General features: G+C 67.2%; 7 protein-coding genes. 4 read left to right on the forward strand and 3 right to left on the reverse strand.

All coding sequences use genetic code 11. The features are described from left to right. Positions 1 to 661: cation diffusion facilitator family transporter (locus Q664_RS02255; RefSeq protein WP_043389488.1), on the reverse strand; the 661-nt coding region annotated here is incomplete at its 3' end. A gap of 116 nt (positions 662 to 777) precedes the next feature. Here Q664_RS02255 and Q664_RS02260 point away from each other — a divergent pair. The 4 genes from Q664_RS02260 (at position 778) to Q664_RS02275 (ending at position 6388) form a co-directional block, all read left to right on the forward strand. After that, the gene (locus tag Q664_RS02260; RefSeq protein WP_043389393.1) at positions 778 to 2361 is read left to right on the forward strand and encodes a sigma-54-dependent Fis family transcriptional regulator; all 1584 of its coding nucleotides are present in this window, start codon (positions 778 to 780) and stop codon (positions 2359 to 2361) included. 11 nt (positions 2362 to 2372) lie between these two features. After that, positions 2373 to 3323, forward strand: coding sequence for an alpha/beta fold hydrolase (locus tag Q664_RS02265; protein WP_052517571.1), 951 nt, complete (start codon positions 2373 to 2375; stop codon positions 3321 to 3323). A 165-nt stretch (positions 3324 to 3488) separates the two neighbouring features. Continuing rightward, positions 3489 to 5330 carry a translational GTPase TypA gene (typA, locus tag Q664_RS02270; protein WP_043389396.1) on the forward strand — a complete coding sequence of 614 codons (1842 nt, stop codon included), beginning with the start codon at positions 3489 to 3491 and terminating at the stop codon, positions 5328 to 5330. 335 nt (positions 5331 to 5665) lie between these two features. Then, a complete protein-coding gene (locus Q664_RS02275; RefSeq protein WP_043389397.1) occupies positions 5666 to 6388 on the forward strand; it encodes a YebC/PmpR family DNA-binding transcriptional regulator in 723 nt (240 codons plus the stop codon). A 43-nt stretch (positions 6389 to 6431) separates the two neighbouring features. Here Q664_RS02275 and Q664_RS02280 read toward each other — a convergent pair whose 3' ends face one another. Continuing rightward, entirely contained in the window at positions 6432 to 11837 is a 5406-nt protein-coding gene (locus Q664_RS02280) for a trifunctional serine/threonine-protein kinase/ATP-binding protein/sensor histidine kinase (protein WP_043389400.1), read from the reverse strand. 62 nt (positions 11838 to 11899) lie between these two features. Next, the gene (locus tag Q664_RS02285; RefSeq protein ID WP_152621858.1) at positions 11900 to 13402 is read right to left on the reverse strand and encodes a hypothetical protein; all 1503 of its coding nucleotides are present in this window, start codon (positions 13400 to 13402) and stop codon (positions 11900 to 11902) included. Between the last annotated feature and the right edge of the window lie 35 nt (positions 13403 to 13437).

Consider the following 13437-nt stretch of genomic DNA (forward strand, 5'->3'; position numbering starts at 1 on the left):
CGGAGATGAGCACCGAGATGATTGGGTCCTCCATGTACCAGCCCGTCAGGTACATCACCCCGGCGCCGATCAGCACGCCCACGCTGGAGAGCGCGTCCCCCAGCACGTGCAGGAACGCCCCGCGCACGTTCATCGAGTGTGAACGGTGCAGGAATCCGAGCGCTCCCAGGTTCGCCACCAGGCCCACCAGGGCCACGATCGCCATGGGGCCCAGCTTCACCTCGGCCGGGGCGAGCATCCGCTCCCAGGCCTCCACCAGGATGAAGACGGTGATGCCCAGCAGCAGCACGCCGTTGAGCAGCGCGCTGAGGATCTCCATGCGGTAGTAGCCGTACGTCTTCTTCAGATCCGCCGGCTTGCCCGAGAACCACAGCGCCAGCAGGCTCAGCCCCAGCGCGCTCACGTCCGTGAGCATGTGGCCCGCGTCGGACATCAACGCCAGCGAGTTGGTGAGATAACCTCCCACCGCCTCCGCCACCGCGATCGTCCCCGTGAGCACCAGGGCGAACAGGAGCCGCGACCGGTCCTTCCGCCGCTCCTCCTTCATGGAAGGAGGCAGCCGCTTCGCGGGTTTACCGTGACCATGCCCCTCACACGCCTCGCCGTGGGCGTGATCATGGTCATGTCCCGATGCGCCATGGATGTGGGGAGAGGTAGTCACGAGCGGGTGATGTGCGAACGCAGATCCACGGAGAAGCACCAAACGGCTAGAGTTCCAAAACATCGCGGGTTCAAGGTTTTTCCCAGTTCAACCTACCCAAGGGCACGGCACGGCAGATGGACTTCGAGAGGCACCAGAACCTGCACACCATCATCATGCTGCGGGAAATCATTCGCAAGTGGTGGAGAGCGGAGCTCCACTTCGCGGACCGCAACGGGCTGGTGATGGATTGGCAGAAGGGAGGAGATATTCCCCCGACGCCCAACGGGTGCTGCCGCTTGTCGCTCAGCTCGCGGGAAGGCCTGCGGCGTTGCAACCAGTCCGTGCGCCAGCTGCACGAGCAGTTCCGGACCAACCGGCGTCTGCGCCGCGCCACCGCCCAGCCGTGCCACCTGCAATTCAGCCTCCTGGGCGCGCCCATCTACGTGCAGGACGAGTACGAGGGCTGCCTCTTCGTGGAGGGCTTCCTGCGCGAGCGGCCCTCGAGCCGGGAAGTGGATGTGCTCAAGACGCGCCTGCGCGAGCTGGGCGCGGTGAGCTCGGACGTGGAGCGCGTGGTGGAGCGCCTGCCGGTGCTCGGCGACGAGGGCATGGAGCGGCTGGCGGATCTGCTCGAGTACGGCGCCAGCGAGATCGCCGCCTTCGAGGCCGACAAGGCCCGCCGCGAGGAGAGCGGTCCGCCGGGAATCACCCCGGGCAACGGCGAGCACTACCGCTTCGAGGACATCATCGGCCGCTCCGGGCCCATGCAGGAGATCTTCAAGCTGCTGCAGAAGGTGTCCAACTCGGAGGCCACCATCCTCATCAACGGAGAATCGGGCACGGGCAAGGAGCTGGTGGCGCGCGCCATCCACTCCAACGGCCCGCGGCGGCACGGCCCCTTCGTGGTGCAGAACTGCTCGGCCTTCAACGACAACCTGCTGGAGAGCGCGCTCTTCGGCCACATGCGAGGCTCCTTCACCGGCGCCATGCGCGACAAGAAGGGCCTCTTCGAGGTGGCCGACACGGGCACCTTCTTCCTGGACGAGGTGGGTGACATGTCCCCCGCCCTGCAGGTGAAGCTGCTGCGCGTGCTCCAGGAGGGCACCTTCCTGCCCGTGGGTGGCACCGAGCCACGCGAGGTGGACGTGCGCGTCATCGCCGCCACGCACAAGGACCTGGGGGAGATGGTGAAGCGGGGCGAGTTCCGCGAGGACCTCTTCTACCGCATCAACGTCATCCGGGTGCACCTGCCCCCGCTGCGCGAGCGCCGGGACGATCTGCCCCTGCTGGTGGACCACTTCCTGCGCAAGCACCACCGCGAGGGCCAGCGCGCCCGGGGCCTGTCCCCCGAGGCCATGGCCCTGCTCGCCTCCTACGCCTGGCCCGGCAACGTGCGCGAGCTGGAGAACGAGATGGAGCGCCTGCTGGTGCTCGGTGGAGACCTGGATCTGCTGCCCGCCGAGCTCATCTCCAGCCGCATCCGGGACGCGGTGACACCCGGGAGCCTCTCCATGCTCACCGCCCGCGCCGCCGGCAAGCTGCACGAGGCCGTGGAGACGTTGGAACGCGACATGATCCACCAGGGACTGTTGCGCACCGGCAACAACAAGAGCCGGCTGGCGAGGGAGCTTGGCATCAGCCGCTCCAACCTTATCTTGAAGATCGCCAAGTACGGCCTCGACAAGGGTCTCCCACCCGACGCCGAGGCGGACGCGTGATCCGATAACCCATGAGCCACTATTTCCGGCAGGACTTCCTCACCGTGCCCGATGGGGCATCGCTGTACTACCAGGTGCAGGGTGAGGGCGAGCCGGGGATGGTGATGTGCGACGGCCTGGGCTGCGACGGCTTCGTCTGGAAGTACCTCGCGCCCTACCTGGAGCAGCGCTACCGGGTGCTGCGCTGGCACTACCGGGGCCATGGGCGCTCGGGGCTGCCCCGCGACCGCCAGCGCATCGGCATGCTCTACACCTGCGATGACCTCAACCGGGTCATGGACGCGGCGGGCATCGACAAGGCCGTGCTCTTCGCCCACTCCATGGGGGTGCAAGTGGCGCTGGAGTTCCACCGCCGCTACGCCCACCGCGTGAAGGGGCTCGTCCTCCTCTGCGGCAGCTACGGCAGCCTGCTGGACACCTTCCACGACGGCGACTGGCTCAAGCGGCTCTTCCCCTACATCCGCTTCGCCGTGGAGCGCTTCCCCGAGCCCGCCGCCCGGCTGACGCGCACCCTGCTGAGCACCGATCTGGCCATGCAGGTGGCGCTCTCCGTGGAGCTCAACCGCTCGCTGCTGGCCAAGAACGACCTGGTCCCCTACTTCACCCACCTGGCCAACATGGATCCGGTGGTCTTCGTGAGGACCCTGCAGTCCGCCGCCCACCACAGCGCGTGGGATCACCTGCCCCACGTGGACGTGCCCACCCTCATCGTCGCGGGCGAGCACGACAAATTCACCCCGGCGTGGCTGTCGAGGCGCATGGCCGCCCACATCCCGGACGCCGAGTTCATGATGGTGCCCCAGGGCACCCATGCCGCCCCCCTGGAGCACCGCGACCTGGTCGAGCTCCGGGTGGAGCGCTTCCTGCGAGAGCATCTGCCCGCCTCGCCGCCCGCCCCCCTCTCCCCACACCGGGCGAGCGGACGGGATCTCCTGCTGGATGTGGCCGCGTCGCCTACCTGACCGCCCTTCTTTCTTCCAGCCACGTTGCAGTGTGGACACCCACGGCATATAAGCGCCCGCCCTCCGCGTTCCTGTGAAGTTCACACAGGGTCCCCCGCGGGGCCTGGGCGCTTTGCCCATCCACGATTTTCTCAGCCGGAGGACGCAGCTCCGGCTCACCTCGACATGATTGCCCGAGAGAACATCCGCAACGTCGCCATCGTCGCCCACGTCGACCATGGCAAGACCACCCTCGTCGACCACATGCTCCGCCAGGCGGGCATCTTCCGCAGCAACGAAGCCGTGACCGAGCGGGTCATGGACTCGAACGACCTCGAGCGCGAGAAGGGCATCACCATTCTCGCGAAGAACACGGCCGTTACCTACAAGGGCAAGCAGATCAACATCATCGACACCCCGGGCCACGCGGACTTCGGCGGTGAGGTGGAGCGCGGCCTGCGCCTGGTGGATGGAGTGATCCTCCTGGTGGACGCGGCCGAAGGCCCCCTGCCCCAGACCCGCTTCGTGCTCAGCAAGGCGCTGGGCATGGGCCTGAAGACGGTGCTGGTCATCAACAAGATCGACCGCCAGGACGCCCGTCCCAAGGAGATCCTGGATCAGGTCTACTCGCTCTACATCGACCTGGGCGCGGACGATCACCAGCTCGAGTTCCCGGTGCTGTACACGATCGCCCGCCAGGGGCAGAGCTCGCCCTCGCTGGATCAGCCGGGCAAGAGCCTGGAGCCGCTGTTCGAGGCCATCCTCTCGCACATCGCGCCCCCGCCGGCGCCGACGCAGGATCCGCTGCAGCTGCTGGTGGCCAACCTGGACTATGACGACTACGTGGGCCGCCTCGCGGTGGGCCGCGTCCAGGCCGGCCGGCTCGCGCCCAACATGCCCGTGGCCGTCATGCGGGACGGCGGGAAGATCGAGCAGGGCAAGATCGTGAAGCTCTACGGCTTCCAGGGCCTCAAGCGCACGGAGATCGCGGACGCGGGCCCCGGGGAGATCGTCTCCATCGCGGGCATCGAGTCCATCTCCATCGGCGACACCATCGCCGACGCGGAGAAGCCGGTGGCCCTGCCGCGCATCACCGTGGACGAGCCCACGATGATGATGATCTTCAAGGTGAACGACGGGCCGCTGGCGGGCAAGGAGGGCAAGTACGTCACCAGCCGCAACCTGCGCGAGCGCCTGTACCGTGAGGCCTACCGAAACGTGTCCATCCGCGTGGAGGACACGGAGACGCCGGACGCGTTCCGGGTGGTGGGCCGTGGCGAGCTCCAGCTGGCGGTCATCATCGAGACGATGCGCCGCGAGGGCTACGAGCTGACGGCGTCGAATCCGGAGCCGGTGACGAAGACGATCGACGGCGTGCTGCACGAGCCGATGGAGCTGATGTTCTGCGACGTGCCCGAGAACAGCGTGGGCTCGGTGACGGAGCGCCTGGGGCCTCGCAAGGGCCGCATGTCGGACATGTCGCAGCTGGGCGGCGGGCGTACGCGCCTGGTGTTCCGGATTCCGGCGCGTGGCCTCATCGGCTTCCGCTCGGAGTTCCTCACGATTACCCGTGGCGAGGGCATCATGAGCAGCCAGTTCGACGGGTACGAGCCGTGGTTCGGCTACATCCCGAAGCGGGCGAACGGCGCGATCGTGTCGGACCGCCTGGGCGAGACGGTGCCCTACGCGCTCTTCAGCATCCAGGAGCGTGGCCACCTGTTCGTGGGTGCTGGCGTGACGATCTACGAGGGGATGATCATCGGCGAGCACGTGCATCCGTCGGAGCTGAACGTGAACGCGTGCCGCGAGAAGAAGCTGACGAACATCCGCGCGGCTGGCCGCGACGAGAACGTGATTCTCACGCCGCCGCGCGAGATGGGGCTGGAGAAGGCGCTCGAGTGGATCGCCGACGACGAGCTGGTGGAGGTGACGCCGAAGTCGGTGCGCATGCGCAAGAAGGCGCTGAGCTCGGGCGAGCGTTACCGTGCCGAGCGTGATCGCAAGCGCGAGGAGCGCGGCGAGGCGTAGAACAACCTCCCCTCTCCCGCCGGGAGAGGGACGGGGTGAGGGTATCGAGCCCAATCGGGTTCCGATCACCCTCTCCCTCTGGGAGAGGGCTGGGGTGAGGGTCTACGAGGCCCCCACCGCGGCCCTTTGCCATTTGAAGCCGAAGCAGCGCCTCCGCGAGCCGGTTACACATCCAGTCCGATGTCCAGCGGTTCATGACCGTCTGGACGGCGGGACTGTACCGGCGGGGCCGCTCGTGGCTGTACATGAACCGGGGCGTGGGCACCTGCCCACGGGGTGACAGGGAGCACCGATAGCCTTGAAGAAGGCCTGGGGGCTCGGCCATTCTCCGGTCCATGGGACGCATTTTCGAAACCCGCAAGACCACGATGTTCGCCCGCTGGAACAAGATGGCGAAGATCTTCACGCGGATCAGCAAGGACATCGCCATCGCGGTGAAGGCTGGAGGCCCGAGCCCGGACAACAACCCGGCCCTCCGCCGGGCGTTTCAGAACGCCCGCGCCGCGAACATGCCCAAGGACAAGGTCGAGGCCGCCATCAAGCGCGCCAGCGGCCAGGACGCCAAGGACTACGAGGTCGTCCTCTACGAGGGCTTCGCGCCGCACGGCATCGCCGTCCTGGTGGAGACCGCGACCGACAACGTGGTGCGCACCGTCGCCAACATCCGCATGCACTTCAAGGATTGGGGCGGCAACATGGGCAACAGCGGCAGCGTTGCCTACATGTTCCAGCGCATGGGTGTCTTCCGGCTCGCCCCCGAGGGGCTGGATCTGGAGGCGCTCGAGCTGGAGCTGATCGATCACGGGTTGCAGGAGATGGGCGAAGGCACCGGCGAGAAGGGTGAGAAGCAGATCATCATCCGCTGTGCCTTCAACGACTTCGGGCAGCTCCAGGCCGCCATCGAAGCGAAGGGCATCCATCCCATCTCCTCCGAGTCCGAGTACATCGCCCAGACCCCGATCGAGCTGCCCGAGGACAAGGCGAAGGAAGTGTTGGAGCTGGTGGACGCACTCGAGCAGGACGAGGACGTCCAGCGGGTCTTCCACAACCTGGCGTGATGGAACCGACGCTCACGGAGGATGCGAGAGAGGTGAAGGGGCCTCAGCGCGCGGCCTGAGCGGGGAGCGCCCGCTTCGGCAGCGTCACCACGAACTCCGTGAACACGCCCTCCTCGGACGTGAAGGTCAGGGTGCCGCCATGGCCCTGCACGACGATGTCGTGACTGATGGACAGGCCGAGCCCGGTTCCAGCTCCTGGCGGTTTGGTGGTGAAGAAGGGAGTGAAGACCTTGTTCCTCAGCTCCGCCTGGATGCCGCCACCATTGTCGCGGATGCGGATCTCGAACCGCCTCTCCAGGTTCCGCGTCGTCACCCCGAGAACCGGCAGGAAGGCCTCTCCTCGCCGCCGCTTCTCGAGCTCGAGCGCGTAGAGGGCATTGTTGGTGAGATTCAGGATGACGCGTCCGAGCTCCTCGGGTGTGACGACCTCGCTCCCGAGCGTCTCGTCATAGTCCGCGTGAAGCCTGACCGCGAGCACGAGAGAGCCCTTGCGGGCATCATGGCCAACCATCGCGAGATTCACGTACTCACGGACGAGCGCGTTGATGTCCACCTTCCGGGCCAGTCCCGAACCGCTCCGTGAGTGCTCGAGCATCGCGCGGATGATCCTGTCCGCCCGCCCGCCGTGCTCGACGATCTTCTCCGCGGCCGTCGACAGCTCCCCGAGGAGCTGTTCCACGCCCTCGGCGCCCTCCCCTGCCGGCATGGCCCGCCGCGGGTGGAGCTCCTCCCGAAGCTCGGAGACCAACGCCACGGCGGATCCGGCGAAGTTGTTCACGAAGTTGAGCGGGTTCTTGAGCTCATGGGCGATCCCCGAGGTCAGGCTGCCGAGCGCCGCGAGCTTCTCCTGGAGGATGAGCTGGGTCTGGGTCTCCCGCAGGCGCTGCAGCGCCTCGGAAAGCTCCCGCGTCCGCTCCTTCACCCGCGCATCGAGCGTCTCGTAGAGCTTGGCATTCTCGAGCGAGATGGCGGCCTGGGCGGCGAGCATCTCGAGCACTCCGCAGCGCTCCGGGGTGAAGGCGTTCGCCAGCAGCTCGTTCTCCAGGTAGAGGACGCCCACGCGCTTCTTCTGGTGGAGGATCGGCATGCACAGCACCGACTTCGGCCGCCGTGCCAACACATAGGCCTCCGACTGGAAGGCCCCCGCCCCGGCCGCATCACCCAGGACCACCACCTCCTGCGTGCGCTCCACGTAGCGGACGATCGCGCGCGAGAACTCGACCGGCACCTGCTCGATGCCCTCGTGGAGCGAGACCGCGCCCACGCCGTCCCGGGAGGAGCCATGCGCCACCGCGACGAGTGGCCGCTCTCCTTCGAGCATGAGCAGGCCCCAGCGTGCCCCCGCGTTCTCGACGACGATCCGCACCAGTTTCTCGAGCAGCGCGGTGAGCACCACCTCGCCCGAGATGGCCTGCGAGGCCTTGAGCACGCTCACCATATCGAGCGCCTGCGAGGAGCTGGACTCCTCGGAGTTCGTACTCACCGAGGTGCTCGGCGGACGTGACTCCACACTGCCCCGAGTGCCCAGCGTGCGCAGTTCCGGAAAGGCGCGATCGAGCTCGCGCACTTTCGCCTCGGCCCCCCAGAGGTGGTAGAGGTGGCGGGCCTTGGTCAGGAAGAACCAGGCGACCTCGTGCTCCCCGTTCTCGCGCAGGAACGCGGCGAAGAGCTCCGTCGCGAGGGCCTCGTCGTTGCGGAATTCATGCTCCCGGGCCAGGGCGATGGCCCGGTAATACTCCGCCCGGGCCTGCTCCGGTGCGCCGAGCACCCGGTGGCGCTCCGCCATGAGCAGCGCATGCTTCGCCCCATAGTTCATCGGGGCGTGCCCGGCCCATCCCTTCATCTTCGAGATCTCTTCATCCACGCGCTTCAGCGAGGGTTCACGCTGCTCGGCGGGCATGCCAGCGTGGAGCGCCAGGCGCGTGAGCGCATCGAAGAAGAAGAAGATCGGAAGGTGGAGGGTGGCCGTCACCGCTCCCACGAGGCGATCCACGGCATCGGCGTGACCGAGCCCCTCCGCATGACGCCCGAACAGCACACAGAGCTGGAGCTTGTAGAGGGAGAGCGCCGCCAGGCCGAGCGCATCGTTCGCCGCGAGGTGGATGGGCAACATCTCCGCTTCGTCGTACACGGCCCCGACGAGGCGGCAGGGATCCTCGGACAATCCCCTCAGGTTCTGCACCGTCTGGTGGATGATCCGGATGCGATGAGCAGCACTGTCCTGCTTGCACTGCACGACGGCCTGGACCCAACCACCGGCGCTCCGGTCGAGCTCAGCGAGCTCCTGCCCCATGAAGAGGGAATGAATCACATACCAATTCGCTCCCCTTCCGGCGAACTCGAGGTCTCCCACCTCCAGCCCCATCCGGAAGACCTCCTGGAGGCCCCGAAGGCTCTCGCGGATGTGTGTCTTCCACTGTCCGCTGAGCATGTTCCACATGAAGTGCGCGCGCGCCGCGAACTCGCGGGCCTCGTAGCGCTCGAGGACTCGCAGCGCCAGCTTTCCGAACGCATAGGACGTGTCGATATCCCCCACCGCGCCGAGGAGGATGACGCCATACATGGCATAGCCGTACGCCAAGGCTCCGGTGTTGCCGTGCTTCGCCGCGAGCGCGACCTGGCGCAGCACGACGAGCGGAAAGAGGGGTGGTGCGGAGACATATGCGGCTGGGGCGAGGATCGTCAGGAGCCGGCTCACCGCCAGCATCACGGGGTCCGTCATCGGGGGGAGCTCGATGAGCGCTTCGATGGGGCGGTCCCCGATGGCGGCCTTGACCTCGAGGAGCGCGGCCCTCACATCCGCTGGAGTCGGCTGCTCCGGGAAGCCGACGCCGAATCGCGTCAGAACCTGGCGTGCGCTCAGGATGGCCTCCTCGAGCCGGTTCTGGATGATGCAGGCCCGGCTCCGCACCTCGTGGACCTTGCACTGCTCGAGCGGTCCACGAGCGTGCGCGAGGACCTGGGTGGCGTGGTGCTCCATGCGCTGGAGGTCCCTGCTCAGGAAACTCGCTTCCATGGCCTGGGTGTGGAGCGAGAGCGCGAGCGCGTGGCAACGCGCCCAACGTTCCTCCCCGAGGAGGGCGAGCCCCGTCTCGAAGTAGCCCAGCGCGGCGGCGTGCGCGGCCGAGGCTTGCGCCTTCCGTCCCGCGGTGAGGTTGAGCTCCGCCAGTTCCTCCCGCTCCTCCTTCTGGCTGATCAGCTCCGAACCGAGGTTGAGATGACCCACGATGGCGAAGAGTGCCTCGCCCTGCTCCGCGGCGGTCAGCCCCGAGCGCATCAGGCGACCCAGCCGCAAGTGGATCTCGCACCGCTCCTTGTCGGGAATCAGCGACCAGGCGGCCTGCTGCACGCGATCATGCAGGAAGCGGTAGAAGACCCTGCCCTCCCCGGCGTTTCGCGCCTCCGTCTCTCCAGGGTGGGTCACGAGGTCCGCGGCGGCGGATTGATCCTCGATGAACTTGTAGGCATCTCCCAGTGGGAGGATCAGCCCCTCGCGCAGCCCCGCCCAGAGCGAGTCCGCTGTCTCCCGGGCAGAGCGTCCATCGATGAGGGCGAGGGACTTCAGCTCGAAGGTACCTCCCACACAGGCCGCCAGTTTGATGATGCGTTGCGCGTCCCCTGGCAGCTTCTGGATCTTCGCCTCCATCAGCGCGACGACGTTATCGGTCATCGGCGTGTGCGAGATCCGCTCCATGTCCCACGTCCATCCGCCCGCCTGGCTGTCGAAGCGGAGCATCCCCTCGTTGTAGAGGGAGAACAGGAACTGCCCCACGAAGAAGGGGTTGCCATCCGTCTTCCGGAGGCAGATGTCCGCGAGCGGCTCCACCTCCGGGAGAGCGCGGCTCAGGGCGTCGGACAGGAACTCAAGGCAGTGCTCACGATGGAGCGGGCCCAGGGTAATGGTGCTCACGGACGCGCCGGCCTCGCGCATCCCCTTGAGCGCCGGCAGGAGCGGATGCGCCGCATCCAGCTCGGTGTCACGGTAGGCGCCGATCAGGAGCAGGTGCCTCATGTCCGGATCGGTCATGAGCTGCTCGATGAGCGCGAGGGACGGTGAATCGGCCCACTGGAGATCATCGAGGAACATCACGAGCGGGTGCTCCGGCCTCGCGAAGGTACGAACGAAGGCCTCGAAGACACGCATGAAGCGGTGCCGCGCCTCGACGGGCGGCAACTCGGGTGCCTTCGGCCGCGGCCCGACGATGAGCTCCACTTCGGGGATCACCTCGAGGATCACCGAGGCATTCGAACCCAGCGCGGCCAGGAGCTTCTCCCTCCAATGTACCAACTGCTCCGCCGGCTCGGAGAGGAGTTGCCGCACGAGCTCCTGGATGGCCTGGATGAGGGAGGCATAGGGGATGTTCCGGTTGAACTGCTCGAACTTGCCGGAGATGAAGTGGCCGCGGCGTTGGACGATGGGCCTGTGCACCTCGTGCACCAGCGAGCTCTTCCCGATGCCCGCGTAGCCGGCGACGAGGACGAGCTCCGCCCTCCCTCCCGCCACTCGCTCGAAGCTCGCGAGGAGATCCTCGCTCTCCCGCTGGCGTCCGTAGAGTTTCTGCGGAAGCTGCAGACGCTCGGAGACATCTCCACGTCCCACCTCGAAGGAGGAGATACCACCGGTAGCCCGCAGCTCCTCGAGACACCGCTGGAGATCCCTGACGAGCGCGCCGGCGCTCTGGTAGCGGTCCTCCGCCCTCTTGGACATCAGGCGCAACACGAGCTCCGAAACGACGGCCGGAACGTCCGGCACGAGCTCGCGCGGAGACACCGGCATCCGCGCGATGTGGCTGTGCACGAGCTCCATCGGATCGGTCGACGTGAAGGGGAGCTGCCCGGTGAGGAGCTCGTACAGCGTGACGCCCAGTGAGTAGAAGTCGGTGCGATAATCGACGGTCCGGTTCATGCGGCCCGTCGCTTCGGGCGACACATAGGGGAGCGACCCCTCCACTCCCTTCAGGCCGAGGAGGGCCGGCGTCTCACGAGACAACTCCGTCGCGATCCCGAAGTCGATGAGCTTGAGCTCATCGGTGCTCGGGTTCCAGACGACGTTGGAGGGGTTGATGTCCTTGTGGATGACGTGGCGCCGGTGGACACGTCCCAGGATCTCCGCGAGCCGGAGCGCCAACTCCAGGAAGCGCGGCAGTTCCATGGGACGGCCAGCCAGCAAGCGGGCAAGGGACTCCGCTCCGAAATCCTCGAGGACGATCGCCACACTCGTCCCGTACCGCTCCAGGGCGAGAACCTCGATGACGCCCTCCATCGCGAGCGCCTGAGTCAACCGGTACTCACGATGCAGCCGGGCCACCTGCTCGGTGCCGGGGAACTCCGCCTTCAGGACCTTGAGGATCACCGGCCGCAGGTCAGCGGTTCGCGTGGCCCGGTAGATGATCGATTTCGTGCTGGTGAACAGCGTGTCCCTGACTGAATACCCCGCGATTGGATTCATCGGCCTGGTGACTCCCGCACTGCACCAAGCCTGCGAAGGTACCATCAGGGCCTGCCCCTGGACTATCTTGCGCCGAGCGCCGCCTCCCATTGCCGCGGAGTCCATCCATCCCGCTCCATGCGCGCGCGACGCTCGGCGGGGATGTCCTTCCAGGCGAGCCCCTGCTCCAGCTCGGGCAGCGGTCCGAAGAGCGTACCGGGCATCATCGAGGCGACGTCCTGTGCGCGCTCGAGCCGCGAGCCCTGCATGGTGACGCCGTACTCCCTCTTGACCTTGGAGTCCTTCGAGACCTCCTTCTCGACGCTCACGCCGCCTCCGAACGTCCCCTTCTCGTAGTTGAACTCGGAGTAGGCGCCGTAATCGGTACCGGGGATGGGCAGCTCCATGCGGACAGTGCCCTCTGAATCGATGCTCGCCTTGCCCACCCCGAAGTCGACCCCGTTCGACGTCTTGGCCGCGCCCGAGGACTCGAGCTCGACGGCCGTCTTCCGGTGCCCCAGAGACGCCTCCGCTCCGGCCTTCGAGGAGCCGTCCATCTTCCCGTACTGGGTGACACTCGTCTCCCGGGACATTTTCAGCGTCACGCCCTCGCGCTCCACGCTGAGCTCCGTCTCCTGCTTGAGCTTGAGCGTGCCGGCCCGCTGCACATCGGCCAGATCCCGCGAACGATTGGACACCGCCTTGTAGGCCTGGACACGGGTGTCGGGCACCCGGGCCCAGCTCGAACGGAAGGATGAGTAGTCCGGGTGCGAGGAGATCACCCCGGGCTCGCTCACCGTGAACGGCGCCACCGGCTCCCCCAGGTCACGGATGGCCGGGAGATCCTTCGCCTGCATGACCTGCTCGGAGTACCGCCGCACATAGGCATGGTGCGCGTCGTAATAGGCCTTCCTGGCCTCGCTGTTCTTCTCATGAACGAGCTGCCGGACACTGTCGGGCAGGTTCGCGTCGTTCTTGTCGAGGGCCGGGCCATCGGGCGGGTTGCACGGTGCCGGCTCGGCCTTCTTCCCGGGCTCGCGGGTCACGTAGCCCTTGCTCACGGCCTGGGACAGGAATGCCTCGCCCGCCTCGGGGCTCATCTGCTTCAGGTACTTCCCGAGCAGCCCGCCCTGCTCCATCCGCTCCATCATCCGGCGGTAGTCGGCCGGCGGCAGCTTCTCCAACTGCTCGTGCACCCGGCGCACGTCCGCGTCCGTGACGGCCCAGTCCTTCCAATCCGTGTGCAGGGTGGCCTGGATGTCCGCGTAGGCCGCATCCGCCCGGGCCGCGTCCGCCGCCCTCCCGCCCAGCGCGAGCTGGCCCGCCGTCAGCCCTCCCCCACCCTCCGTCCCCGTGGACGCGCCGCCCGGCACCTGAGCGCGCGGCCTCTCCACGGGACCCCGGTACATCTCCACCTGGTTGCCCGGGACCGCACCGGCCGGGGTCTCCTGCTTCCCCGTGCTCCTGCCCGTCCGTGCCGGCCCGCTCGCTGACACCCGGGATGCAATGCCGTGAGACTCCGCGTCCGGGACCCGCGGGTCCGTGGATGCCGGGTTGTGGGACTCGCGCCGCGATACCGTACTCATGTTTCCGCCTCCGAGAGCGATGGGTGCGGATGCCC

Origin of the sequence: Archangium violaceum Cb vi76, assembly GCF_000733295.1 — a bacterium.
In the GTDB taxonomy this organism is placed as follows: domain Bacteria; phylum Myxococcota; class Myxococcia; order Myxococcales; family Myxococcaceae; genus Archangium; species Archangium violaceum.